Here is a 24,362-nt window from a genome sequence, read left to right on the forward strand (position 1 = left end):
TACGTTCAATCGACTACGGGGTCCGCGATGAGATCAAAAACCACGATGATATGCAGCCTGTTCGCCGCATCGCTGCTGACGGTTGCGCAAGCGGCACGCGCGCAGGAGTACAAGGGGATGACGCTGCAGGTGCTCGGCGTCAATTCCGACATCAACGCGATCTATATGAAGACGGTCGGCGAGCCGTTCGAGAAACTGACGGGCGCAAAGCTCGTGATCGTCACCGGTTCGTCGACGGGCAATCTGTCGAAGGCATTGGTCGCGAAAGGCAAGACGCCGCCGTTTTCGGTGATCGCGCTGGAAAACCTGACACAGGCGCAAGCGATCTCCGCGGGCGCGATCCAGAAGCTCGACTACTCGAAGCTGCCGAACGCGAAAGACCTGGCACCAGGCGCGGTGCCGGTCGCCGGCTATGGTCCCGCGTTCGATTTCTTCCGCTTCGGCACCTGCGTGAACGTCGCGCAATACAAGGCGCACGATATCGCGTTGCCGAAGAGTGTCGACGACTGGTTCAACCCGGCGATCGTGGGGCACAACATCCTGCCGACGCCGTCGAATTTCTGGTGGTCGACGGGGATGCAGGCGATCGCCGAACATTACGGCATACCGTTGTCGGACCCGACGCCGCTGTTCACGAAGTTGAAGACGATGAAGCCGATCGAGCTTTACACCGCTTCCGGTGACGCACAGACGCAGTTGCAATCGGGCGCCGCGTGGCTCGCGCCCACTTCCGATGGCCGTTGTTACGCGTTGAAGCTCGCGGGTCAGCCGGTCGATTTCTTTCCGCTGAATCTGCATATCAAAGGCAAGACGTATCTGTACGCGATCGGCGTCGACACGTTCGAGATTCCATCCGGCGTGACCGGCAAACAGCTGGAACTCGCGCATATCTTCATCAACCTGAGCCTCGATCCGTCCGCGCAATTGCCGGTCACGCACCAGTTCGGCTATCCGCCCGCGAGTTTCACCGGCATCAAGCTGGCCGAAGCATTGCCGGAGGCGAAGAAAGCGAATATGTATGGCGACAGCTTTTCGTTCGACTCGCTGTATACGCCCGATGCCGCGCAATTCCTGCCGGTGATGAACCATTGGATCGAGCTGTGGAATCAGACCTTCGCGCAATAAAGCCGCGCGCGTGGGGGTATCATCGATCTTCCGCTTGTACCGCGCTGTATCGCGCGACGCCGCTTTCTTATCGTTCCGACATGACCCGAAACACTGCTCCTCAATCTCACGCCGATGCCGACGAACTCGCGCTCGCGGCCGACAACGATGCCGACGCGGAAGATCTGCTGCCGTCGCTGATCTACCGGCAACTGCATCAGGACATCGTGTCGGGCGTGCTCGCGTCGGGCAAGGTGTTGCGTCAGGAGGAACTGGCGCGCCGCTTTCGCACGAGCCGCGTGCCGCTGCGCGAAGCGCTGAGCCGTCTCGAAGCGGAAGGCCTGATCGAATTGCGGCCGCGGCGCGGCTATGCGGTGGTCGAACTCGATGCGCAGGCAATCGTCGAGATCTACGAACTGCGGATGGTGATCGAGGAGCATGCGGGCGCGATCGCGGCGCGGGCACGCACGCCGGAGGACATCGCGGAGGTCGAGCAATTGCTGATCGCGATGCGCAGGCTCGATCGTGCGTCGCCGAATTACGCGCAGGAGTGGACCGCGCTGAACTACCGCTTTCATTTGCGGATCATCGAAGCGAGCCGGCGCAAGCGGCTGCTCAGAATCGCGCGCAATCTGCGCGATTCGGTGGAGGCGTATCTTGCGGTCGATATTTCGATGATTGCGTCGTTCGAAGACGCCGACGAAGAGCACACCGATATCTTCGAAGCGTTTCGCGCGGGCGATGCAACGGGCCTCGCCGAACTGTGCCGCAAGCATGTCGAGGATGCGTCGCGGCGCCTGCTGAAAATGGTGCGCGCGAGAGCGATCGCCGCGCAGTCACGGGACCGCTAACGCGCGGCGGTCCGTCTTATTCGCGCACCAGCGCTCGCTCGTATTCGTCGCGCTCTGCTTGTGCTTCCGCATGCGCCCACGCACGAAACGCGGCAACCGCGTCGCGGCGTGCTACATGTTCATTCGACACGAGGTAGTACGTCGATTCGAGCGTCAGCTCGAACGGGAAAGGTTTGACGAGCTTGCCGGCTTTCAGATGTTCGCGTGCCAGCGCGGGCGTGCTGACCGTGATGCCGAGTCCATCGACGGCCGCTTCCAGCGCGAGGATCGAATGAGAAAAATGCGGACCCGGCTGCGTATCCACATTCATGATGCCTTGTGCTTCGAGCCATGCATTCCAGTACGACTGCGGTCCGTACATCAGGCCGCGATCATCGTGTAGCAACTGATGACGGCCCAGCGTTTCGAGCGTCAATTCCGGTGGCGTGTCGAGCAGTTGTGGCGCGCATAGCGCGGTAATCGACAGCGGAAATAGCGGCGTGACCGCAAAGCCCGGATAGTCGCCCGCACCGAAAGCGACGACCACGTCGAGTTCGTCGCACCACGATTGCAGCGAATCGGTTTGCACCGCGCGCGTGCCGCCGAGCGAGCGGTACGCAAATTCACGCGTGCGCGTCGACACGCGAATATCGACGCCTGGGTACTGCATCGCAAAGCGATGCAGACGCGGCATCAGCCAGCGCATCGCGAACGACGGCGGTGCGAGCACCGTCAGCACATCGCCGCCGCTCGCGCTGCCGATCAGCTCGATCGCATCCTTCAGCTTGCCGAAGCCGTCCTGCAGACACGGCAGCGCGACTTCGCCCGCGCTCGTCAGTTCGAGTCCGCCGGGCAGGCGGCGAAACAGCTTGGTGCCGAGCGTTTCTTCGAGATTCTGAATCTGATGACTGACCGCGGTCGGCGTCACGTTCAGTTCTTGCGCGGCTCGCTTGAAACTCAGCAGACGCGCGGCGACTTCGAAAGTTTTAAGCGCAGTGAGGGGTAGCGGACGGCTCATAGGCAGGTGAATTTTTCTTTATCAGCGGATGAAAAATGATCGGGTGACGCGAGCTTATTGCACCAATAATCTGATGCCTAGTTGAAGCGATTTTGAATCCAAAAATCGTCAGGCGTTCAACCGGGTCGTTGCGGATAGGGTTTTCACCAAGTCCCCTGTACGCAAGCATTTGCCGCGAGGCGGTGCGATCGGCGATCTGCCGTTGACGCTGAAACAGGCATGCGAGTACCGCGAATCTCTGTAGACAATATTCAGTGTACGCACTCGCAATCGGTCTTACACCTCATCACTCTGGAGCGTTGATGCTCGACGATCTGCCATTCGAATTCGAAGGACATGCGGTGGCCGGCTATACCGGCGCCGAGGCTGGACGTCTGCCCTTATTGCTGATGCACGGCCTGGGCCCGGGCGCGTCGATCGCCAGTGCGTTCGGTTCGGTGATGCCGTTTCTGACCGAGCACTTTCATGTGTTCGCAATGGACTGGATCGGCTTCGGGCGTTCGGCGCGCAAGCAGAGCGCGCCGTATTTCGATTTCGAGTTCTGGGTCCGTCAGGCACGCGCGTTGATCGAACGGATGCCGGCCGGGCGGATCGGCGTATTCGGTCATTCGATGTCGGGCGCGGTCGCGTTGCGGCTCGCGGCGAGCGAGCCGCGCGTCGCGGCGGTGATCACGACCGGCTCGGTCGGCACGCGCTTTCCGGTCAACGCGCATTTGCAGCGGCTGTGGACGTATCCGCGTTCGCTCGACGATCTGCGTATCAGTATGAAGAGTCTGATTCACGACACGTCCGCGATCACCGACGATCAGCTCGCCAAGCGCTGGGCGGTGCTGTCGAACGGCGACTATGGCGATTACTTCACACAGATGTTCGATCGACCGCAACCGCTGGCGGACACATGGGAAATCAGCGACGAAGATCTTGCGCGCATCCGCGTGCCGTACACGCTCGTGCATGGCCGAAATGATCTCGCGTGTCCTGCTGAAGAAACCTCGATCCGTCTGGCCGAGCGTATCCCTCACGCCGATCTCGCGCTGATCGCGCAATGCGGTCATGCGCCGTCGGTCGAACATCCGCAAAAGATCTGCGCGTTGGTGCGCAGCGCATTCAGCACGCTGGTGCAGTTCGATCGCGCAACGGCCTGAACGCGCGCACCGCGTACCTAATAGGAAAAAAGCAACCACCTTTCATGGGACCGGAGTAAGAGCTTTGCATGGGACCGGAGTAAGCGCTAAAGCGCCAACTCCGGATCGACAGCTAAAGCGCTAACTCCGGTCGACATAGGAGACACGTGATGTCCAAACTGGTAGCCGCGATCAGCATGTCGCACGCGCCCGGCATGCTCGGCTGGCCCGATCATCCGCCCGCCGACATGCGGCGCGACATGCAACGCGCGGTCGATGAGACAGCAGCCTATCTGGAGGCCGCAAAGCCGGATCTGATCGTCGCGATCCTCGACGATCACTTCGAGAACCTGTATCGCAACCTGATGCCGGTGTTCGCGATCGGCGTCGCCAACCAGCATGTTGGCCCGGCGAAGTACTGGCTCGAAGCGCTGCAACTCAAAAAGCAGACGGTATTCGGCGGCGCGCCGCGTGAAGCGGAAGCGCTGCTGCGCGCGATGGTCGAACGCGGCTTCGACGTCGCGCGGATGGGCGAGATCGAATACGGCAACAACCTGATGGTGCCGATCCAGTTCATTCGTCCGGCCGGCGATATTCCGATCGTGCCGGTATTCGTCAACGTATTCAGCGCGCCGGTCGCGACCACGCGCCGCGCGTATGGGTTCGGCGTTGCACTCGGCGAGGCGATCGAGGCATTGCCCGGCGATTTGCGCGTCGCGGTACTGGCCACCGGCGGGCTGTCGCACTGGCCGCCGTTCTGGCGCGATCGTCCGGAAGATCAGCAGGGCTTTCTGACGCGCATGAAGCGCTTTCAGACCGAAGGCCGCGCGGTGCTCGAAGACGATCCGCATCTGATGACCGACCTCGGCGCCTACGAAATCGACATGGCGCGCACGAGCACGGTGCCGCTCGTCAACGAACGCTGGGACCGCGCGATTCTCGATGCGTACGCGCGCGGCGACGTCGACTTCATCACGTCGCTGACCAATGACGAGATCGAATCGCAAGGCGGCCACGGCGGCCTCGAAATCCTCAACTGGACCGTGACGATGGGCGCGGTGCGCGGCAGGCGTGCCCGCGTGCTCGGCTATCAGCCGTGCGTCGAATGGATCTGCGGCATGGGCTTTCTGGTGTACGACCTGTGATTGTTTGACGGATACGAACCACGGCGCTTGATCAGCGCTTAATCGATACTGAATCGCCGATTAAGCCGCGCTTAACCGAAGCAAGGACATTTGATGAGCTACGACAACGATTATCTGCGCTCGCTGGTACGCGAAGATCGCGTGCACGGCAGCATCTATACCGATCCCGAGATCTTCGAGATCGAGATGGAGAAAATCTTCAAACGCGTGTGGATGTACGTCGGCCATGAAAGCCAGGTCGCGAATCCCGGCGACTACTTCTGCACCGAACTCGCGCGGATGCCGGTCGTGATGACGCGCGGCATGAACGGTCAGATCAACGTGATCTTCAACCGTTGCAGCCATCGCGGCGCGAAGGTCGTCAACAGCGAAGCGGGCAACGCGAAAGTGCTGCTGTGCATGTATCACGGCTGGGGCTTCGGTCTCGACGGCGAATTGAAGGGCGTGCCGTTGCGCAAGGACTTTCCTGAGCAGTGTCTGGATCGCAAGGAAGCCGGCATGGGCGTGCTGCCGCGGGTCGAGAACTATCGCGGCTTCGTGTTCGCGAGTATGAATCCAGATGTCGCGCCGCTCGCCGACTATCTCGGTGAAGCCGCGCGCGGTATCGACGAGATCGTCGATCGCGCGCCGGACGGCGCGATCGAACTGTCGGCGGGTTGCCATCGCTATGTGTACGACGGCAACTGGAAGCTGCAAACGGACAATCTCGCCGACATGTATCACCCGGTCGCATGCCATATGTCGACCGTCGATGAAGACGGCATGCAGTTCAAGCGCCGTCCGGGCGCGGAGGGCGGACGCGCGGCATTTCTCGGCGCCGATGGCGAGCCGGTCGCGATCAAGACCGGCGTGCGCGGTTTCGCCAACGGCCATAGCTCGGAAGCGAGCCTGTTCGGCGATACGCAGGGTGGTCCGGAGTCGCATCAGCGCGGCGGTGTGATCGACGAATACCGCAACAGCCTGATCGCGCTGCACGGTCAGGACAAGGCCGACGACATCCTGAAAAACCGCCGCCACAGCATGACGCTGTTTCCGAATCTCGACATCCTTATGGTGCAGACGGCGGTGCGCGTGGTGATTCCGCTCGCGCACGACCGCACCGAAGTGCGCATTTACCCGGTACGTCTGAAGGGCGCGCCGGAGGAGCTGAACAAACAGATCATCCAGTTCTGCAACATCACGCATTCGGCGGCGTCCTTTATCCAAACCGACGACCTCGAAGCATTCCGCCGTCAGCAACAAGGGCTGACGGCGCCGGGACCGGAATGGGTGCTGGTCGCGCGCGGTCTTGGCGATGAAATCGACGAAGGCAATGGCGTGTTCTTCGGCCCGCGCGCGAGCGAAGTCGGCCAGCGCATGCGGCATTACGCGTGGCGCGATCTGATGTCCGCCTGAGCGTCGAATTGAGAGCCGATTAGACCTTCGAATGCAGAGGAAATGACATGTCCACTTTGATGCAAGATGCGCCCCCCCCGGTAATGGATCAATCCGTGACGCAGCAGTTGATCCGCTTCGTCGAACGCGAGGCGCGCCTGCTCGACGCGCGCGAATTCCGCGCGTGGCACGCGCTGTTCGCCGACGACGGCTGCTACTGGGTGCCCGCGTCGAAAACGCACACCGACCCGGCGCGCTACGTATCGCTGTTCTACGACGAGCCGGTCGCGTTGCAGACCCGCGTTCAGCGGTTGCTGCACTCGGAGATCCACAGTCAGATTCCGCCGTCGGCAACGGTGCGCGTGATCGGCAATTACTGGATCGAACCGACCACCGAGCTGGGTGCAGAGTATCGCGTCGAGAGCAAGTTCGTGATGCTCGAAGATCGGGCCGCGACGCCTCGCCACGTGTACGGTGGCACCTACACGCACTACCTGAAGCGCAGCGGCGACGCCTGGCGTATCCGCATGAAGCGCGTCGATCTGACTAATTGCGATCAGGCGTTTTCGACGCTTACCCAGCCATTCTGAGGTCAGCCATGTTCAAGCCACTGTTCCTGAAAGCCGCGGGTCGCGCGATGCATGCGGTCAGCGCGGCGAGCGTCGGCGGCGCGGCGCCCGTCGATGCGTTGCGTACGAACGGCACGCCGCGCGCAAGCCAGGCCGCGCAATCGACCACCACGTCCGGCCACGCGCTCGCGGTCCAGGATCTGGTGATCGCGTACGGCGGCAAGCCGGTCGTCAACGGCGTCAGCTTCACGATCGGACACGGCGAGTTCGTGACGCTGCTCGGGCCGTCGGGATCAGGCAAGACCAGCGTGCTGCGCGCGGTCGCGGGATACGTCGAGCCGGCCTCCGGCGATATCCGCATCGGCGCGCGCAGCATGATCGGCGTGTCGCCGCGGCTGCGCAACTGCGGCATGGTGTTTCAGAGCTACGCGCTGTTTCCGCACATGACGGTCGCGCAGAACATCGCGTATGGGCTGAAGACCCGCAATGTGACTGGCGAGCAATTGCAGGCGCGGGTGGCCGAGATCGTCGACGCGATGCATCTGGGCGGCTTCGAAGGCCGCTATCCGCACGAGATGAGCGGCGGTCAGCAGCAACGTGTCGCGCTGGCACGCGCGTTGGTGATACGGCCTGATCTGCTGCTGATGGACGAGCCGCTCGCCGCGCTCGATCTGCGTTTGCGCGAGCAGATGCAAGTGGAGATTCGCCGCATCCAGCAGCAGTTCAATATCAGCACGCTGTACATCACGCACGATCAGGGCGAAGCGTTCACGATGTCCGATCGCATCATGGTGATGAATCGCGGCGACATCGTTTCGTCGGACCGGCCGCGCCAGGTGTATCTCGCGCCGAATTGCAGCTTCACCGCGCGCTTCGTCGGCAGCAGTTCGCTGATGGAAATCCCGCTCGCGGACGCCCGCGCGCAGTCGATCACCCTGCCGGGCCATGCCGAGCCTTTCGCACTCGATCGCCCGTTGAACGACGATGTCGGTCATCTGTTCGTGTCGCTGCGGCCCGAAGTAGTGCGCGTGCAGACCGAAGCCGCGCCCGGCTGGAGCGAGGGTGTGGTCGTGTCGCGGCGCTTCGCCGGCATGAGCGTGATGGTGTCGATCCGCGCGGGCGAGCATGAACTGCTGGCGGTCGATCCGAGCGGCGAGATGATGCCCGACCAGCCGGTGTGGATTCGCTGGTCGCTCGACGACGCGCATGTGATCGCCGAGAATGCGGCCGGCTTGCCGTGCGATGGCGCGCCGCTGCGGCTCGTTGAACTTGCAAACGAAGCATCGGCCGCTGCGCAAACCACACCGGGAGCGAGCCATGCATAGCAAACGCTGGCGTTACGGCATCGCACCGCTGATCATCGCGTACCTGATCTTCTTCGTGTTTCCGCAGTTCACGTTCCTGATCGTCAGCGTATTCAAATCGACCGGGCCAGGCAGCTTCGATAGCGTCGTCACGTTTGCGAACTATCGCGCGATTGCCGGCGATGGCTACTTCACGCGCGCGATCGTCAACACGCTCGAACTGAGCGCGTTGACCGGCATCGGCAGCGTCGTGCTCGCGTTTCCGGTTGCTTATGCAATCGCGCATTCGGCACGTTATGGTCGGGCGCTATTTGCGCTCGTCGTCGGCGTGATGTTCAGCAGCGCGGTGGCGCTTGCGCTCGGCTGGCAGACGCTGCTCGGCGCGAGCGGCGCATTCAACCGCGTACTGCTCGGGCTCGGTGTGCTGTCGTCGCCGTTGCCGGTCGGCTCGAACTTCGCGGCGATCGTGGTCGGCACCGTGCACGGCGCGATTCCGGTGGCGGTGCTCGGTTTGTTGCCCGCGTGCGAAGCGATCCCGGCGCGGCAGCTCGAAGCATCGATCGGACTCGGTGCATCGCAATGGCGCACGTTCTGGTCGGTGATCGTGCCGCAGACGTATCGCAGCGCGCTCTCCATCGCGCTGATCGTGTTCGCAACGACGACCTCGGTATTTACGACGCCCGCGCTGCTTGGCGGTGGCCGTGTCGCACTGGTGTCGCTGGCGATTCGCGACCAGTTGCTGACCGTGTTCGACTATCCGAAATCGGCCGCGCTGTCGGCGATTCTGATCGTGCTGACCCTCGCGATCACCGCGCTCGCGAAGTCGATTATCCGCACGCGGCGCGTCAAGAAGCACGCGCCGTCAGCCAGCGAATCCGCTCTCGCAGGAGCCGCGTCATGACTACGACCACGTTGCCTCCTCACACGGCGCGCGAGCATGTGCCGTTCACGGTCAGCGCCGCGTCGCGGGCTGGCGATATCGCGTGCCGCTGGGGCTTGCGCGTACTGCTCGCGCTCACCGTGCTGTTTCTGATCGCGCCGCTGGTGTCGGTGATCGGCACCGCGTTCAACGCACCGCCACTGATCCTGTTTCCGCCGCAGCACTGGAGCCTCGAATCGTTCCGGCAGATCCCCGACATCTGGTATCAGGCGTTTTATACGAGCCTCGAAGTCGCGCTGGCCGCGGCGCTGATCGGCTCGCTGATCGCGGTGCCCGCTGCGTTTGCGTTGGTACGCGGCGCGCTGCCGGGCAAGGGCGTGTTCGAGTCGCTGTTCCGCAGCCCGCTGCTGGTGCCGCAGATCGTGCTGTCGGTCGGCATGTACCAGTACTACGCGGCGCTCGCCGCGTGGAGCGACAAGCTCGCGATCGGCGGCTTCACCGGGCTCGTGATCGCGCACACGATTCTCGTCACGCCGTACATCGTCGGCACGACGCTCGCACGCATCGCGGCGATCGATCCGGCGCTGGAGGAAGCATCGGCGGGGCTCGGCGCGTCGGCGATGCGCACGTTTCGCGGCGTCACGCTGCCGCTGGTGCGACCCGCGCTGACAGCAAGCTTTATTCTCGCGTTCGTCGTGTCGTTCGATAACGTGACGCTGTCGCTGTTTCTATCCGCCGATTCGACCAGTTCGACACTGCCCGTCACGTTGTTCTCGGCGATCGAACTGTCCGCGTCGCCGGTGATTTTCGCGGCGGCCGCACTGACGGTCGGCCTGTCGGTCGCGGTGACGTTCCTGCTCGGCCGCGTGATCGGCATACGCGCGGTCGCCACGCGCTAATACGTTGTCTTTTGTTTTGATCCAACCATACGGGGGAGTTTTGCACACCATGTCGAATCAGAAGAGTTGCATCGTGCGGGGCGCGTCGGCTGCCGCGATGCTCGCGTCGCTGATGTGCGGCGCGGCGCACGCGCAGGAATTCACGGGCATGACGCTGACCGTGCTCGGTGTGAATTCGGATCTGAACCAGATCTATATGCAGACGTACGGTGAGCAGTTCGAGAAGGAAACCGGCGCGAAGCTCGTGATCGTCACCGGCTCGTCGAACGACAATCTGTCGAAGGCGCTGGTGGCGAAGAACCGTAAGCCGACCTTCCAGGTGATCGCGCTCGAAGACCTCGCGCTCGCGCAGGCGATCAAGGCGGGCGCGGTGCAGAAGCTCGATTACGCGCAGATGCCGCGCTCGAAGGATCTCGCCAAAGGCGCGGTGCCGGTCGCCGGCTACGGCCCGAGCTTCGACTTTTTCCGCTTCGGCACCTGCATCAACGTTGCGCAGTACAAGGCGCACAACATCAAGATTCCGACCGGCATCGACGGCTGGTTCGATCCGGCGATCGCCGGTCACACGATCCTGCCGACACCGTCGAACTTCTGGTGGGCGACCGGCATGCAGGCGATCGCCGACAGCGAGAACATGCCGCTCGCCGATCCGAAGCCGCTGTTCACGAAGCTGCAGGCGATGAAACCGACTTCGCTCTATACCGCATCCGGCGATGCGCAGGCGCAGTTGCAATCGGGCTCGACATGGCTCGCACCGACCTCCGATGGCCGTTGCTACGCGATGAAGATCGCCGGGCAGCCGGTGGAGTTCATTCCGCTGAATCTGAAGATCGGCGGCAAGACTTATGGCTGGGCCTTCGGCGTCGATACGTGGCAGGTGCCGTCCGGTGTCAGTGGCAAGGAACTCGCGCTCGCGCACAAGTTCATCGACGCGGCGCTGACGCCGGAAGCGCAACTGGTGATCGCGCGCAAGTTCGGCTATCCGCCGACCACCAACGCGGGCCTGAAGATGGCGATGGATCTGCCGGAAGCGAAGCGCGTGAACATGTATGGCGATCACTTCTCGTTCGACGACATGTATTCGCCGGATCCGCAGAAACTGCTGCCGTATCTGAACCAATGGGTTGCGCAATGGAACGCGATGTTCGCGAAGTAAATGTGTTGCCGGCGCTGTCCGGTCTCGCCGAGATCACGCCCGCGCTGCTGCCGTCGGTGATCTACCGGCAACTGCATGCGGACATCGTGTCGGGCGTGCTGGTGTCGGGGCAGCCGCTGCGCCAGGAAGAACTGGCGCGCCGCTTCAACGTGAGCCGCGTGCCGTTGCGTGAAGCGCTGACGCGGCTCGAAGCGGTCGGGCTGATCGAGCAGCGGCCGCGGCGCGGCTATGCGGTCGCCGAACTGGATGCGAGTGCAATCGTCGATGTGTTCGAGCTTCGGATGGTGATCGAGCAGCACGCCGGCGCGGTCGCGGCACGCTCGCGCGGCGCCGAAGATATCGCGGCGGTCGGCGAGTTGCTGGAGCGCATGCGCACGCTCGATCGCGCGCGAGCGGACTACGCGCAGCAATGGACCACGCTGAACTATCAGTTTCATCAACGCATCATCTCGTCGAGCCGGCGCAAAACGCTGGTGCGCGTTGCCAGCAATCTGCGCGATTCGGTCGAGCCTTACGTGAATATCGAAGTGTCGATGACGCATTCGTTCGATGCGTCGGAAGTCGAGCATCGCGAGATTTTCGAAGCCTTCAAGGCGGGCGATGCCGACGGTCTCGCCGAATTGAGCCGCAAGCATGTCGAGAGCACGTCGCGTCGACTGTTGCAGGTTTTGCGCGAAAGCGCGCTGAAGCCGCGCCGCTGAGCGGGCGTGGATGTCCTTACTTTTCAGGGAAATAGCAATCACCATGACAGCGAACCTCGAATATCTGAATCCCGAATCCGCTTGCCCCGCGCAGGGACTGTATTCGCATATGACGCGCGTGAAAGCCGGCGACATGTACTATGTGGCCGGCCAACTGGCGGTAGGCTCGGACGGCAGTGTGGTCGGCGTCGGCGATTTCGATGCGCAGTTTCGCCAGGTCTTCAAGAACCTTTCGGATGTGCTTGAAGCGGTTGGCTGCGATTTCAACGACATCGCGAAGTTCACGACCTACCTGTCGAACGCCGACGATATTCCCCACTTCATGCGTCTGCGCGCCGGATACTTTCCGACCAAATTCCGCACCAGTGATTTCGCGCCGAATACACTGCTGATCGTCAACCGGCTGGTCAAGCCCGAGTTCCTGCTCGAAGTGGAAGCGATCGTGCGGGCGCGCGACTGACGATTGACGCTATTGATCAAGGACTCTCTATGAAACTGGTTACCTTCCGACACCCGAAGCATTCGAACGAACCGCGCGTCGGCGCGGTGAGCGGCGATCGCGTGATCGATCTGCACGGCGCCGCGGGCGGACGCGACATGAACCGCGTGATCGACGATTTCGCGGCGCTCGCGCCCGAACTCGCCGCGGCGATCAACGCTGCGCGCGAAACCTTCGCGCTCGCCGACGTCAAACTCGCCGCGCCGATTCCACTGCCGCGCCGCAATGTGTTCTGCGTCGGCAAGAACTATCACGAGCATGCGCGCGAATTCGCCGGCAGCGGCTTCGATTCGAGCGCGGCGCAAGGCGCGGTGCCCGCGCATCCGATCATCTTTTCGAAGCCGCCGAGCGCAGTGAGTGCGCCGGGCGATGCGATCGATACGTCGCTCGATCCGATGAATAGCGTCGACTACGAGGCGGAGCTGGCAATCGTCATCGGCAAGGCGGGACGCTGCGGCGAACACGATGATCCGCTGTCGTTCGTGTTCGGCTATACGCTGATCAACGACGTGACGTCGCGCGGTTTGCAGAAGCAGCACAGTCAATGGCTGCTCGGCAAGGGTATCGACGGCTTCTGCCCGATGGGTCCGACGCTCGTGACCGCCGATGAGATCGGCGATGTGCGCAAGCTGACAATCTCTTGCGAGGTGAACGGCGAGCGGCGTCAGCATGCGAGCGTCGCGGATCTGATCTTCGACGTGCCGACGCTGATTCGCACGATCGGCCGTTCGATCTCGTTCGTGCCCGGTGATGTGATCGCGACCGGCACGCCGGCGGGCGTCGGCATCGGCTTCACGCCGCCGAAGTATCTGAAGAAGGGCGACACCGTGCGCGTGATGCTCGACCCGATCGGCATGCTCGACAATCCGGTGGTGTGACGTGGCCTACGCTCGTGTGCTGACAGGCGCGCATCTGGCCACGCTCGCGGTCGGCGTGGTCGAATGCGTGCGGGGCGAAGCGGCCATCGGCACGCTGTTGCTGTGCGTCGCGGTGCTGATGTTGATGCTGATGCGCGTGCAGGACATCACGAGCATGTAGAGAGAGGCGGCCCGGTTTGTGGAACGCCGCCTTGATGCGGCGCACAAACCACGCGCAAGCCACGTGCAAACAGCGCACCAGCAACGCGCAAACCACCTTCAAAAGCGGCCGTCATCCCGAGCCAGCAGCCCATTACGGGCGCGCTGAACCTCGGTGATGACGGCCGCTTTGCCATTGGGAAACGCGTTTGTGTATTTATCGTCCCCATCGATCAATCTGCTTAATTTCCTTGTTTGTGTCTTAAAAATGTGTCGCATAACATCATTCGAACCGATCTATCAGCCCGGAGGATTGTGTGACGTCGATGATGAAAGTGATGGCCCTGCAGCAACACGGCGGGGTCGAGCAATTGAAGCAGGATGAGTGGCCGATGCCCGTTCCGACGGCCAATCAGGCAGTCGTGGAAGTGAAGGCCTGCGGTCTGAACTATATGGATGTCTTCGTGATGCACGGCATGCCCGACGTCAAGACGGAGATGCCGCGCATTCCCGGTGGCGATATCGCGGGCATCGTCCGCGAGGTCGGCGCCGAAGTATCGAAGGACTGGATCGGCAAGCGCGTCGTGCTGTTCCCGCGTTTTCCGCAAGGCGGCGTGCTCGGTGAAAACGGCAATGGCGGCCTGTGCGAATTCATCGCGGCCGATCAACGGCAACTGATCGAGATTCCCGAAGGCGTCAGTTTCGACGATGCGGCGGCGCTGCCGATCGCGTACGGCACCGCGCACCGCATGCTGTTCACGCGCGGCAAGCTGCAGGCCGGCGAGAAGATCATGGTGCTCGGCGCGAGCGGTGGCGTGGGTGTCGCATGTCTGCAGTTCGGCAAGATGGCCGGCGCCGAAGTGTTCGTGTGCACGAGCACCGAAGAGAAAGCGCGCAAGCTGCGCGAGCTGGGCGCCGATCACACGATCAACTATGCGGAGAACCCGGATTTCTCGAAGGCGGTGTGGGCGGCGAGCGGCAAGAAGGGCGTCGACGTCGCGGTGAACTTTACCGGCGGCGATACGTGGATTCCGACCCAGCGCTGCATGGCAACCGGCGGACGCATCCTCACGTGCGGCTCGACGATCGGGCACATCAGCGAAATCGACGTGCGCTATCTGTGGCATCGCGAGGTCGACATCATCGGCTCGCGCGCGTATGTGCCCGACGACATCAAGGCGTGTCTCGACTTCGTCGCCAGCGGCAAGCTGCAACCGGTGATCGAATCGCAATTCCCGCTGGCGCAGGCAGGTGAAGGTATCCGCCTGCTCGAAGAACGACGCATTTTTGGAAAGGTCATTGTCAAGCCATGAGTCAGATCCTGAAGAATCTCGGCAGCATCGGCGACGAGTACCGGCACGAAGCACGGCCCGTCATCATCGACCTGTGGGACAGCGAGCATCCGCGCGAGGTCGACTATCCGACCTTCCATGCATCGTGCGATGCGGTCGCACGCGGCTTCGTCGCGCGCGGTTTCGTGAAGGGCGACCGGGTCGGCATCTACTGTTCGAACCGGCTCGAATTTCTCGAAGCGTTCTTTGGCGCGATGCGCGCCGGTGTGATTCCGGTGCCGATGGGCATCCTGCTGCCGAAGGACACGATCGAATGGATCATCAGCGACGCTACGCTGAAGCTGGTGTTCTGCGATGCCGATCTGAGCCACAAGCTGCCGGATTCGATTCCGCGCATCGTGGTCGACGGTGACGAGTTTGCCGCGTTCAAAGACCCGGGACCGTTCGAAGCGGTGACGGTGTCGGGTGACGACATCGCATTCCAGCCCTACACGTCCGGCTCGACCGGGCGCCCGAAGGGCGTGGTTCTGTCGCACCGCGCGCACGTGTGGGTGGCCGAGACGATCTCGCGCGATCGCGACTTCTGCCGCGACGACCGCATGATCGTTGCCGCGCCGCTCTATCACAAGCACGCGATGAATGCGATCAAGTCGGTGCTGGTCGGCGGCTCGACGGTCGTGCTGATGAAGAAGTTCGAGCCGCGCGCGTATCTCGAAGCGGTGAGCCACTATCAAGTGTCGGTGCTGTCCGGCGTGCCGACCATCTTCGCGATGATTCTGCAGCAGCGCGATCTGCTCGACGGCAAAGACTTTTCGTTCGTGCGTCTGGCCACACTGGGTGGCGCGCCGGCCTCGGATGAACTGATCGACGCGGTCGCGAATCGCCTGCCGAATGCGGAGATCATCTGCATCTTCGGCATCACCGAGACGAGTGCCGCGCTGTTCGGTTCGCATCCGCGCAAGGAGCCGCGTCCGCGTCACTCGGTCGGCTTTCCGATCGCGGGTAACGAGTTCAAGCTGGTGGGCGGCCCCGATGCGGACTTCGGCGTGCTGCACGTGCGCGGTCCCGGCATGATGAACGGCTATCACAACAATCCGGCGGAGATGGAGCGCCGCCTGAAGGACGGCTGGTTCAATACCGGTGACGTGCTGCGGCGTGACGCGGATGGCTGGTACTACTTCATCGGCCGCTCGGACGATATGTTCGTGTGTAGCGGCAACAACATCTATCCGGGCGAAGTCGAACTGATGCTCGAACGTCATCCGGATATCGAGCAGGCAGTCGTGGTGCCGGTGCCGGACGAGATCAAGCATCAGATTCCGTATGCGTACATCGTCGCGCGCAAAGGTTCGACGCTGTCGGAGAAGGACGTGAAGGACTATGCGCTGCAGAATGCGCCGCCTTATCAGTACCCGCGCCGCGTGATCTTCGTCGAGCAGTTGTTGCTCAATGGTGTCGGCAAGATCGACCGCAAGTCGATCAAGGCGCTGGCGCTCGAGTTCAGTCTCGCGGAGCGTAATTCGAGCGCGAGTGCAGGTGCGAGTGCAGGCGCCGAAGTTCGCGCGGAGGGCGCATGACGCTCGACGAAGCTCAGCAGATCGTTTCGCGCGGACCGTATCTGCGCTGGCTCGGGCTGCAGGTGCTCGAACTGGGTCCCGACACCATCACCGCGAAGGCGAGCTGGCGCGAGGAGTGGGTCGCCAATCCGGTGCTTGGCCAGACGCATGGCGGGATTCTCGCGGCATTGATCGATTTCGCCGCCGATTTCGCGCTGCTCGGCAGCATCGGTCACCCGGTGCCGACGATCGACATGCGGGTCGACTATCACCGTCTGACGAAACAGTGCGATCTGATTGCGAAGGGACGCGTTGTCAAGCTAGGCAAACAGTTTTCAGTGTGCGAGGCTCAGCTTTACGACGATAATCAGCGTCTCGTCGCCAGCGGCCGTGGCGCCTATGTCACCGCGCCGAAGGGAGACTGATGCACTGATCCGGAGGCCGTTCGTCCCTGTCGTTCCTGTTGTTCATCACGGGACGAACACCTCCTTCTCCTCTGCAATCTTGAACGAAGAGTGACCCATGTCGAACAGCGGGGGCAGGCGTTTCATGATGGAGTACACGCGCGATTACTACGGCGGCGCGTTGATGGTGCTGATCGGCCTCGGTGCGGTCGCTCAGGGTATGACGTACGGCGTCGGCACATTGACGCACATGCAAAGCGGCTTCTTTCCCGTTGCGTTGGGATGTGTGCTCGCACTGCTCGGCGTCGCGATCGCGGCCAGCGCGAAGCGGGAGGAGACGGCCGATGCCGGCGAAGACGAGCCGCCTGAATGGCGCGGCTGGATCTGCATCACGCTCGGCATTCTCGCGTTTCTCGCGCTCGGCCGCTTCGGCGGATTGTTGCCGGCCACGTTCGCACTGGTCTTTATTTCGGCTCTCGGCGACCGGGACAACAGCGTCCGCGCGGCGCTGATTCTCGCCGTCGCAATTTGCGCGGTCAGCGTCGCGGTGTTCTGGTGGGCGCTGAAGCTTCCTTTCCCGCTACTCAGTTGGGGTTAACCGATGGTCGTGCAATCTCTGACTGACCTGTGGCACGGTTTCGGCGTTGCGTTCGAATGGCACAACTTCATGTGGTCGTTCTTCGGCGTCGTGATCGGCAATCTGATCGGCGTGCTGCCGGGCATGGGCCCACTGTCGGCCATTTCGCTGCTGCTGCCGCTTACGTATTCGATGCATCCGGTCGCGGCAATCCTGATGCTGGCCGGTGTGTTTTACGGCTCGCAATATGGCGGCGCGATCGGCGCGATTCTGCTGAACCTGCCTTGCCATCCGCCGCACGCGGTCACCTGTCTCGACGGCTATCCGATGACCCGCAAGGGTCGCGGAGGTGCCGCGCTCGGCATCACGATGATGTCGTCGTTCTTCGCGGCTTCGATCGGCATCATCGTGATGATCTTCCTGTCGCCGTTGCTGGTGAAGCTCGCGTTCAGCTTCGGCCCGGCCGAACTGTTCTCGATCATGCTGCTGGGGCTGCTCGCGGGCGGCACGATGTCGACCGGTTCGCCGCTCAAAGGCGTCGCGATGACCGTGCTCGGGCTGTTGATCGGCGCGGCGGGTATCGACATCAATTCCGGCACGATCCGCTTCACGTTCGGCTTTCCGGAACTGGCCGACGGCTTCCAGCTGGTTGCGCTCGCACTGGGGCTATTCGGCGTCGCGGAGTTTCTGCGCAACGTGAACCGTATGCATGTGGTGGGTTCGGGCATGCGGGTACGACTGCGCGACATGCGGCCGACGCGCAGCGAGATGAAGCAGTCGTTCTGGCCGATGATTCGCGGCACGGCGGTCGGCACGATCTTCGGCGCGATGCCCGGCACCGGACCGACGATCACGACCTTCATCGCCTATGCGCTGGAAAAGAAGATCTCGAAGACGCCCGCACGCTTCGGCACCGGTGCGCTCGAAGGCGTCGCGGCACCGGAGGCCGCGTCTCACTCGAAGACCCAGGTGGACTTCATCCCGACGATGAGCCTCGGCATTCCCGGCGATCCGATCATGGCGCTACTGCTCGGTGCGTTGCTGATTCACGGCGTGCAGCCGGGACCGCTGCTGATCAGCCATCACGCGGATATCTTCTGGGGACTGGTGGCGAGCTTCTGGATCGGCAACGTGCTGCTGGTGCTGCTCAACGTGCCGCTGATCCAGATCTGGGTGAAGGTGCTGCAGGTGCCGTACCGCTTCCTGTATCCGTCGGCGCTGCTGTTCATCATGGTCGGCGTGTACTCGACGAACAACAGCCTGTTCGAAGTCAGCGAGGTACTGTTCTTCGGCCTGTTCGGCGCGCTGCTGCTGGCGCTGCGGTTTCCGGTTGCGCCGATTCTGCTCGGCTATGTGCTCGGGCCGATGCTGGAGGAAAACTTCCGGCGCGCGCTGCTGCTTTCGCATGGAAAGCTGGCGGTGTTCGCACTGGAGCCGGTGAGCGCGGCATTTCTCGCGGCGAGTGCGCTGCTGGTTCTGGCGCAGGTCTATTTCGCGGTGCGTGCGCGCCGGCACCGCAAGCGTATGCCGGCGCAGTCATCGGCCGCGGCGCCCGCTGCTACGTCCAACTCCGCGCCTGGTTCAGCGCCTGATACAGCGCGCCGCGACGAAGCCGGCCCGGACGATACGAATCACTTTCTCAATGTGCGTTGACGCCGCTCGCGAGGTCACGTCACTCCACTCCGTTGGTGAAACATAAGAGGCATCGAGGATGAAGAAAATACAGCTGACACTGGCCGTCGGCGACTACGAAATTACGCGGCCGCTGAAGGACGGCACGGTGCAGGCGGAGGGCATCGATCTGACGGTGCTCACGAGCATGGATTCGATTACGCGGCACTGGCGGTTTCTGCGCAACAACGAATTCGATGCCGCGGAGATCTCGGCATCGTCGTATATCGTGTCGAAAGACCGCGATCTGCCGTTCTGCGCGATTCCCGTTTTTCCGCATCGCCGTTTCCGGCATGGCTTTATCTATATCAACAAGAATAAGGGTATTGAGAAGCCGACCGATCTGATCGGCAAGAAGATCGGCGTGAAGGCCTATCAGGTGACCGCGGTGCTGTGGCTGCGCGGCATGCTGGAACACGAATATGGCGTGCCGCACCGCTCGATCGACTGGTACTCGGATCTCGACGAGGATCTCGATTTCACGCCGCCGGAAGGCCTCAGGCTGACGCGCGTGCGCGATGACCAGTCGGTCGAGAAGATGCTGGCCGAAGGTGAGCTGGACGCACTGCTGCATCCGGACATCATCGAGCCGATCGTGAACAAGGACCCGCGCGTCGGCCGTCTGTTCGACAATCCGAAGGCCGCCGAGATCGAGTACTACGAGCGCACCGGCATCTTCCCGATCATGCACTTCGTCGGTCTGAAGCAGGAGGTGGTGGAGCGCCATCCGTGGATTCCGCGCAGTCTCGCGAAAGCCTTCGAACAGGCGAAGGCCATCGGCATGCGCCGCATGCGCAATCCGCGCGTCGCGCCGCTTGCGTGGTATCAGGAAGCACTGGAAGAACAGGAGCGTCTGCTCGGCCCGGATCCGTGGCAGTACGGACTCACGCCGGAGAACGTGAAGAACATCAATACGCTGATGGGCTATTCGCACGAGCAGGGTCTGATTCGACGCATGATTCCGATGAATGAACTATTCGTCGATCTGTCGGAAGGGACGAAGCGCGGTACGTTCCGCACCTGAACGATCGACGTCGAGCTGTAAGCGGTTGCCGTCGCGACGCATTCTTGCGTTGCGGCGGCAACCGGTGAAATCCGTTTTCCTGCCGGCACGTGACTGACTGATTGCCGGCTTTATTCCGTGTCATTGCTTATTCGATGTTGCGTATCGGCGCGACAGGGTTTGTCATTGCCTTTTGCGTTTATCTATCGAATAAAGAGAACAATAAGCCGATATAAGTTGTGTTTATTTTCCGCGAATGAGCGCACCTATAATCGGGCCGAACTTCAGTCGCATGTGCCCCCGCGTCAGTATGGCTAACTAAAAAGTCGATTCGTTCGACTGGCCCGCTCGCGCGCATACCAATCAGATTCGCAAATGAATACGGGAAAGGAGATTACGAATGAAAAAGCGCGTTGTTGCCGTCGCCGCATTGGGTTGTGCCGTCATTGCGCCAGTGCATGCCCAGAGTTCCGTCACGCTGTATGGCGTGATCGATGAAGGGCTTCAATTCAATACGAACAACAAGAACGTGGTCGGCGGTCGCAATGTCGGCGGCCGTCTGTGGAATCTCGACTCGCTCGCGGGTCCGTCGGGCAGCCGTTGGGGGATCAAGGGCTCCGAGGATCTCGGTGGCGGACTGAAAGCGGTATTCACACTCGAGTCGGGCGTGAACATCAATAACGGCAATCTGGGCCAGGGCGGCACGTTTTTCGGCCGCCAGGCGTACGTAGGTTTGAGCAGCAGTCGCTTCGGTAGCGTGCTGCTCGGGCGGCAGTACGACAGCGTCAACGATTACATCGGCTTCATGACGTTCGGCCTCGCGTCGTATGGCAGCGGTATTTCGCACCCGGGCGACGTCGACAACACGACGCACACTTCGCGCGCGAACAACACGATCAAATACACCTCGCCGGACTTCAGCGGGTTCACGTTCGGCGGCACGGTGTCGCTCGGCGGCGTGGCGGGCTCGATATCGCAGAGCAGCGGCTTTACCGGCGGGGCCGGCTATCGGAACGGTCCGACCACCCTCGGTGTCGTGTATCAGCTGTTCAAGAATCCGTCGAATGCCGGCGCGATCCTGAACGGCAATTCGAACGCCGTCGCTCCCGCGACGACCACCGCGTTCGCGTCGCTGAATTCAGGCTATCTGGCGGGCACCCGTCCGGCGACGTCATGGCAGGTGATCGGCGCGGCTGGTTCGTACAACTTCGGCAGCGTGACCGTCGCCGGTGCGTGGACGAATGTTCGCTACGGCAATATCGGACGCTACAACGGTGCCACTGCATCGTTCAACGACGTCGAAGTCAACGGTATGTACCAGCTCAATCCGCAGGTGTTTTTCTCGCTTGCGTACAACTACCTGAAGGGCAATGCGGTGAGCGGCGACATCGGCGATCAGACCTATCACCAGGTGTCCGCGATGGGCGACTACGTGCTGTCCAAACGCACCGACGTGTATGTGACCGCAACGTTCCAGGCCGCGAGCGGTACGAACTCGCTCGGCGCGCCGGCGGTCGCGAATATCTCGCAGGTCGGCGACTCCTCCAATAACCGCCAGGCGCTGTTTCGCGTCGGCTTGCGGCACCGGTTCTAACCAGGCCCGATCATGAACAGACTCGATGCAGGGGTTAAGCGCGCGCCGTTCGTGCGCGGCGCACTCGTCGTGCTCGCCGCGGTGGCTTCGCCGGCGCACGCGCAAAGCAGTCTCACGCTGTATGGCGTGCTCGACGAAGCGCTGCAGTTCAACACGAACAATACGAACATCGTGAACGGACACAACGTCGGCGGCCGGCAATGGAGCATGAATTCGTTGTCCGGTCCGCACGGCAGTCGCTGGGGTTTCAAGGGCTCCGAGGATCTGAGCGGCGGCACGCGCGCGGTGTTCACGTTGGAGTCGGGCATCAACCTGAACAACGGGCAGTTCGCGCAGGGCGGCACCGCGTTCGGCCGCCAGGCGTTCGTCGGCCTCAGCAACCGGCAGTACGGCAGCCTGTTGCTGGGCCGTCAGTACGACAGCGTGAACGACTACGTGGCTCGCCTCGGCTTCGGTCTGTCGGGTTATGGCGGGATCGACCATCCGGGCGATCTCGACAACATGGGGCACACGTCCCATATCAACAACACGATCAAGTACGCGTCGCCGACCATGAATGGCTTCGCGTTCGGCGGCACCTTCTCGCCGGGCGGCGTGCCGGGATCGGTGGTCGAGAACGGCGGCTTCTCGCTCGGTGCGCGGTATGCGAACGGGCCGCTCAAACTGGGTGCCGCGTATGAAGTGTTCCGCAATCCGTCGGCGGTCGGCGGCGCGCTGAACAGCAATGCGAATGCAGTCGCGCCCGATCGCACGACGATTTTCGGCACGCTCAATAGCGGCTATCTCGCGGGCGAGGCACCGGCGACCACGTGGCAGCTTGCCGCCGTCGCGGGCACCTGGACCGCGGGCGCGGCAACCTTCGGTCTCGCGTGGACCAACGTGCGCTACGGCAATATCGGTCAGCTGCACGGCGCGACGGCGACGTTCAACGACCTCGAGACGCACGGCATTTACCGCTTCACGCCGACGCTGTCCGGCGCGTTCGAATACAACTATCTGAAGGGCAATGCGGTGTCCGGCGATATCGGCGATCAGACTTATCACCAGGTCAGCGTGATCGGTAATTACCAGTTGTCGAAGCGCACGAATGTCTATGCGTCCGCGACGGTCCAGCTTGCGTCAGGCATCAATTCCGTCGGCACGCCGGCGGTCGCGAATATCTCGGGCATGGGCGATTCGTCGAATGATCGGCAGGTGCTGTTGCGGCTTGGGATGCGGCATACGTTCTAAATCGTCGAGCGCGGTGCGCGGCACGGCATGTGGCACAAGCATGCCGCGCACCGCGCTCGATGCGCTTGACGCGGCCGCGAAAGCTCAAGCCGCCTTGCTCTGCTCGCCCTGAGTCGCATTCCAGCGATAGTTGTCCGGAATGGTCTCGATCAGCGCATCGACGAGCCGTTGCGTATTCGGCGAGAACGAGCGCAACTGCCGCGTGATCAGACACACCTCGCGCGTAATCACCGGGTCCGTCAGCTCACGGAACGTGAACGACTTCAGTGGTCCGGTGTGCACCGCGAGTTCGGGCAGCACCGAGATTCTGCCGCCGAGCGTCAGCATCGCGTACAGCGACGTCGTGCTCGACGCACGATCCTGCAGGCTCGCATGATGGTGATGGTCCAGCGCGGGATGCGAGTCGAGGAACGCGCCGATACCGGTATCGTTCGCGAGCGAGATCGTCTTGAAGTCCGTAATGTCGGCCCAGCGCAATGGGCGCTCGATCGCGCCGAGCGGATGATCGCCCGGAAACAGCACGCCGAAGCGGTCGCCGACGATCGGCATATACGCCAGATCGGGGAAATTGTTCAGACGGCTGGCGATGCCGAAATCCACCTCACCCGACAGCACCGCGCGCTCGACCTTGTCGGCGCTGCCGTCGCTGACCGAAATCGTGATGTTCGGATAAGCGCGTTGAAACGACGCGAGCGCGGGCGTCAACACGTGTTCGATCATCGACGGCACCGCCGCGATACGCGCATGGCCGCGATGACTCAGCGAAATCGCCTGCAGATCGCCCACCGCGGTATCGAAATCCTGCAGCACCCGGTCCGCCACCGACTTGAAACGCGCGGCGTCCGCGGTCATCACGACCCGGCGCGTGGTTCGGTCGAACAGCTTCAGTCCGACTTCTTCCTCGAACTGCTGGATCGTCGCCGTCAGCGACGACTGGGTCTGATACAGCCGCGCGGCAGCGAGCGTGAACGAGCCGGTCTCGGCCACCGCAACGAAACAGCGAAGATGGCGCAGCGATATTTTCCGGGTTGCCATAGGTTCCTGTGACCTCGTCAGAATCGGGGCGCCGCGTACCGCGTACCGGTGTTGCGGCGCACGAGTTGTGCGCCGGTTTCCCGCGACGGCGGCGGCAATTGCGCGGCGCACTGCAGCCGCGTTTGTCTCCATCACAGGAAGATATGCCTGGTTTCTTATGGCGACAAGTAATCAAAAAAAAGCGATTGTTATCTTTTACCGATCAATCGATGGGTAGCAGCAAAAGGCGCGTCGGCCGACGTCATGTAATCCATCGAAAAAATATAACAATGGGCAAAAATTAATTGTGTTTTTTTCTCACTCGTAGCCGAACCTATAATCGTTTCAAGGCAGTTTTCTGACTCTGAATTATCGACGTAGCTTCGGCGAGCGATGCATCAA

24 protein-coding genes are annotated in these 24,362 nt (G+C 62.2%); 22 read left to right on the top strand and 2 right to left on the bottom strand.

What is annotated here, in order from left to right:
- Nucleotides 1-27: 27 nt before the first annotated feature.
- Together L0U82_RS21050 and L0U82_RS21055 are read left to right on the top strand one after the other, a co-directional pair.
- Nucleotides 28-1,125 carry an extracellular solute-binding protein gene (locus L0U82_RS21050; RefSeq protein ID WP_233834160.1) on the top strand — a complete coding sequence of 366 codons (1,098 nt, stop codon included), beginning with the start codon at nucleotides 28-30 and terminating at the stop codon, nucleotides 1,123-1,125.
- Nucleotides 1,126-1,205: 80 nt separating this feature from the next.
- Nucleotides 1,206-1,955, top strand: coding sequence for a GntR family transcriptional regulator (locus L0U82_RS21055; RefSeq protein WP_233834162.1), 750 nt, complete (start codon nucleotides 1,206-1,208; stop codon nucleotides 1,953-1,955).
- Between the two features lie 16 nt (nucleotides 1,956-1,971).
- Here the strand turns inward: L0U82_RS21055 and L0U82_RS21060 are convergent, their stop codons facing one another.
- Nucleotides 1,972-2,952 (bottom strand): LysR substrate-binding domain-containing protein, encoded by a 981-nt coding sequence (locus L0U82_RS21060; protein WP_233834163.1) that lies wholly within the window; start codon nucleotides 2,950-2,952, stop codon nucleotides 1,972-1,974.
- A 302-nt stretch (nucleotides 2,953-3,254) separates the two neighbouring features.
- On the opposite strand from L0U82_RS21060, the gene L0U82_RS21065 reads away from it, so the two are divergent.
- The 20 genes from L0U82_RS21065 to L0U82_RS21160 all read left to right on the top strand — a co-directional run bounded on the left by L0U82_RS21065 (nucleotide 3,255) and on the right by L0U82_RS21160 (nucleotide 22,946).
- Nucleotides 3,255-4,097 carry an alpha/beta fold hydrolase gene (locus tag L0U82_RS21065; RefSeq protein ID WP_233834165.1) on the top strand — a complete coding sequence of 281 codons (843 nt, stop codon included), beginning with the start codon at nucleotides 3,255-3,257 and terminating at the stop codon, nucleotides 4,095-4,097.
- Between the two features lie 149 nt (nucleotides 4,098-4,246).
- Complete coding sequence (locus tag L0U82_RS21070) at nucleotides 4,247-5,221, top strand: extradiol dioxygenase (protein ID WP_233834167.1); 975 nt, start codon at nucleotides 4,247-4,249, stop codon at nucleotides 5,219-5,221.
- A gap of 93 nt (nucleotides 5,222-5,314) precedes the next feature.
- On the top strand, nucleotides 5,315-6,616 hold the full coding sequence (locus L0U82_RS21075) for an aromatic ring-hydroxylating oxygenase subunit alpha (protein WP_233834169.1): 1,302 nt from the start codon (nucleotides 5,315-5,317) through the stop codon (nucleotides 6,614-6,616).
- A gap of 95 nt (nucleotides 6,617-6,711) precedes the next feature.
- Nucleotides 6,712-7,185 (top strand): aromatic-ring-hydroxylating dioxygenase subunit beta, encoded by a 474-nt coding sequence (locus L0U82_RS21080; protein ID WP_233834171.1) that lies wholly within the window; start codon nucleotides 6,712-6,714, stop codon nucleotides 7,183-7,185.
- Nucleotides 7,186-7,193: 8 nt separating this feature from the next.
- Entirely contained in the window at nucleotides 7,194-8,489 is a 1,296-nt protein-coding gene (locus L0U82_RS21085; RefSeq protein ID WP_233834173.1) for an ABC transporter ATP-binding protein, read from the top strand.
- Nucleotides 8,482-9,369, top strand: coding sequence for an ABC transporter permease (locus L0U82_RS21090; protein WP_233834175.1), 888 nt, complete (start codon nucleotides 8,482-8,484; stop codon nucleotides 9,367-9,369). Before L0U82_RS21085 ends, L0U82_RS21090 begins: the two co-directional genes overlap by 8 nt.
- On the top strand, nucleotides 9,366-10,247 hold the full coding sequence (locus L0U82_RS21095) for an ABC transporter permease (RefSeq protein WP_233834177.1): 882 nt from the start codon (nucleotides 9,366-9,368) through the stop codon (nucleotides 10,245-10,247). The genes L0U82_RS21090 and L0U82_RS21095 overlap by 4 nt, the downstream gene beginning before the upstream one ends.
- Nucleotides 10,248-10,296: 49 nt before the next feature.
- A complete protein-coding gene (locus tag L0U82_RS21100; RefSeq protein ID WP_233834179.1) occupies nucleotides 10,297-11,403 on the top strand; it encodes an extracellular solute-binding protein in 1,107 nt (368 codons plus the stop codon).
- A complete protein-coding gene (locus tag L0U82_RS21105) occupies nucleotides 11,379-12,104 on the top strand; it encodes a GntR family transcriptional regulator (RefSeq protein ID WP_233834181.1) in 726 nt (241 codons plus the stop codon). The genes L0U82_RS21100 and L0U82_RS21105 overlap by 25 nt, the downstream gene beginning before the upstream one ends.
- 43 nt (nucleotides 12,105-12,147) lie before the next feature.
- Nucleotides 12,148-12,564 carry a RidA family protein gene (locus L0U82_RS21110; protein ID WP_233834183.1) on the top strand — a complete coding sequence of 139 codons (417 nt, stop codon included), beginning with the start codon at nucleotides 12,148-12,150 and terminating at the stop codon, nucleotides 12,562-12,564.
- Nucleotides 12,565-12,593: 29 nt separating this feature from the next.
- Nucleotides 12,594-13,481 carry a fumarylacetoacetate hydrolase family protein gene (locus tag L0U82_RS21115; protein ID WP_233834185.1) on the top strand — a complete coding sequence of 296 codons (888 nt, stop codon included), beginning with the start codon at nucleotides 12,594-12,596 and terminating at the stop codon, nucleotides 13,479-13,481.
- 1 nt (nucleotide 13,482) lies between these two features.
- Entirely contained in the window at nucleotides 13,483-13,641 is a 159-nt protein-coding gene (locus L0U82_RS21120; protein WP_233834187.1) for a hypothetical protein, read from the top strand.
- Between the two features lie 304 nt (nucleotides 13,642-13,945).
- The gene (locus L0U82_RS21125) at nucleotides 13,946-14,932 is read left to right on the top strand and encodes a quinone oxidoreductase family protein (RefSeq protein WP_233837437.1); all 987 of its coding nucleotides are present in this window, start codon (nucleotides 13,946-13,948) and stop codon (nucleotides 14,930-14,932) included.
- Nucleotides 14,929-16,488, top strand: a complete 1,560-nt coding sequence (locus L0U82_RS21130; RefSeq protein ID WP_233834189.1) for a class I adenylate-forming enzyme family protein — start codon at nucleotides 14,929-14,931, stop codon at nucleotides 16,486-16,488. The genes L0U82_RS21125 and L0U82_RS21130 overlap by 4 nt, the downstream gene beginning before the upstream one ends.
- Nucleotides 16,485-16,892: a PaaI family thioesterase gene (locus L0U82_RS21135; protein WP_233834191.1), complete on the top strand. Its 408-nt coding sequence runs from the start codon at nucleotides 16,485-16,487 to the stop codon at nucleotides 16,890-16,892. Before L0U82_RS21130 ends, L0U82_RS21135 begins: the two co-directional genes overlap by 4 nt.
- 97 nt (nucleotides 16,893-16,989) lie before the next feature.
- On the top strand, nucleotides 16,990-17,469 hold the full coding sequence (locus L0U82_RS21140) for a tripartite tricarboxylate transporter TctB family protein (protein ID WP_233834193.1): 480 nt from the start codon (nucleotides 16,990-16,992) through the stop codon (nucleotides 17,467-17,469).
- A 3-nt stretch (nucleotides 17,470-17,472) separates the two neighbouring features.
- Nucleotides 17,473-19,101, top strand: coding sequence for a tripartite tricarboxylate transporter permease (locus tag L0U82_RS21145; protein ID WP_233834195.1), 1,629 nt, complete (start codon nucleotides 17,473-17,475; stop codon nucleotides 19,099-19,101).
- Between the two features lie 58 nt (nucleotides 19,102-19,159).
- Nucleotides 19,160-20,143: an ABC transporter substrate-binding protein gene (locus L0U82_RS21150; RefSeq protein ID WP_233834197.1), complete on the top strand. Its 984-nt coding sequence runs from the start codon at nucleotides 19,160-19,162 to the stop codon at nucleotides 20,141-20,143.
- A 379-nt stretch (nucleotides 20,144-20,522) separates the two neighbouring features.
- Nucleotides 20,523-21,716 (top strand): porin, encoded by a 1,194-nt coding sequence (locus tag L0U82_RS21155; protein ID WP_233834199.1) that lies wholly within the window; start codon nucleotides 20,523-20,525, stop codon nucleotides 21,714-21,716.
- Nucleotides 21,717-21,728: 12 nt separating this feature from the next.
- Nucleotides 21,729-22,946, top strand: coding sequence for a porin (locus L0U82_RS21160; protein ID WP_233834201.1), 1,218 nt, complete (start codon nucleotides 21,729-21,731; stop codon nucleotides 22,944-22,946).
- Between the two features lie 84 nt (nucleotides 22,947-23,030).
- On the opposite strand, the gene L0U82_RS21165 is transcribed toward L0U82_RS21160, so the two are convergent.
- Complete coding sequence (locus L0U82_RS21165) at nucleotides 23,031-23,981, bottom strand: LysR family transcriptional regulator (protein WP_233834203.1); 951 nt, start codon at nucleotides 23,979-23,981, stop codon at nucleotides 23,031-23,033.
- Nucleotides 23,982-24,362 lie beyond the last annotated feature (381 nt).

This window comes from Paraburkholderia sp. ZP32-5 (assembly GCF_021390495.1).
Taxonomy (GTDB): Bacteria; Pseudomonadota; Gammaproteobacteria; order Burkholderiales; family Burkholderiaceae; genus Paraburkholderia.

Bases quoted from the DNA above. Each gene is read 5' to 3' on its own strand.
- L0U82_RS21130 (WP_233834189.1), top strand. From the start codon at position 14,929: ATGAGTCAGATCCTGAAGAATCTCGGCAGCATCGGCGACGAGTACCGG.
- L0U82_RS21110 (WP_233834183.1), top strand. From the start codon at position 12,148: ATGACAGCGAACCTCGAATATCTGAATCCCGAATCCGCTTGCCCCGCG.
- L0U82_RS21145 (WP_233834195.1), top strand. From the start codon at position 17,473: ATGGTCGTGCAATCTCTGACTGACCTGTGGCACGGTTTCGGCGTTGCG.
- L0U82_RS21090 (WP_233834175.1), top strand. From the start codon at position 8,482: ATGCATAGCAAACGCTGGCGTTACGGCATCGCACCGCTGATCATCGCG.
- L0U82_RS21075 (WP_233834169.1), top strand. From the start codon at position 5,315: ATGAGCTACGACAACGATTATCTGCGCTCGCTGGTACGCGAAGATCGC.
- L0U82_RS21155 (WP_233834199.1), top strand. From the start codon at position 20,523: ATGAAAAAGCGCGTTGTTGCCGTCGCCGCATTGGGTTGTGCCGTCATT.
- L0U82_RS21160 (WP_233834201.1), top strand. From the start codon at position 21,729: ATGAACAGACTCGATGCAGGGGTTAAGCGCGCGCCGTTCGTGCGCGGC.
- L0U82_RS21100 (WP_233834179.1), top strand. From the start codon at position 10,297: ATGTCGAATCAGAAGAGTTGCATCGTGCGGGGCGCGTCGGCTGCCGCG.
- L0U82_RS21165 (WP_233834203.1), bottom strand. From the start codon at position 23,981: ATGGCAACCCGGAAAATATCGCTGCGCCATCTTCGCTGTTTCGTTGCG.
- L0U82_RS21060 (WP_233834163.1), bottom strand. From the start codon at position 2,952: ATGAGCCGTCCGCTACCCCTCACTGCGCTTAAAACTTTCGAAGTCGCC.
- L0U82_RS21055 (WP_233834162.1), top strand. From the start codon at position 1,206: ATGACCCGAAACACTGCTCCTCAATCTCACGCCGATGCCGACGAACTC.
- L0U82_RS21085 (WP_233834173.1), top strand. From the start codon at position 7,194: ATGTTCAAGCCACTGTTCCTGAAAGCCGCGGGTCGCGCGATGCATGCG.
- L0U82_RS21065 (WP_233834165.1), top strand. From the start codon at position 3,255: ATGCTCGACGATCTGCCATTCGAATTCGAAGGACATGCGGTGGCCGGC.
- L0U82_RS21070 (WP_233834167.1), top strand. From the start codon at position 4,247: ATGTCCAAACTGGTAGCCGCGATCAGCATGTCGCACGCGCCCGGCATG.
- L0U82_RS21135 (WP_233834191.1), top strand. From the start codon at position 16,485: ATGACGCTCGACGAAGCTCAGCAGATCGTTTCGCGCGGACCGTATCTG.
- L0U82_RS21115 (WP_233834185.1), top strand. From the start codon at position 12,594: ATGAAACTGGTTACCTTCCGACACCCGAAGCATTCGAACGAACCGCGC.
- L0U82_RS21125 (WP_233837437.1), top strand. From the start codon at position 13,946: ATGATGAAAGTGATGGCCCTGCAGCAACACGGCGGGGTCGAGCAATTG.
- L0U82_RS21140 (WP_233834193.1), top strand. From the start codon at position 16,990: ATGTCGAACAGCGGGGGCAGGCGTTTCATGATGGAGTACACGCGCGAT.
- L0U82_RS21150 (WP_233834197.1), top strand. From the start codon at position 19,160: ATGAAGAAAATACAGCTGACACTGGCCGTCGGCGACTACGAAATTACG.
- L0U82_RS21050 (WP_233834160.1), top strand. From the start codon at position 28: ATGAGATCAAAAACCACGATGATATGCAGCCTGTTCGCCGCATCGCTG.
- L0U82_RS21095 (WP_233834177.1), top strand. From the start codon at position 9,366: ATGACTACGACCACGTTGCCTCCTCACACGGCGCGCGAGCATGTGCCG.
- L0U82_RS21105 (WP_233834181.1), top strand. From the start codon at position 11,379: ATGGAACGCGATGTTCGCGAAGTAAATGTGTTGCCGGCGCTGTCCGGT.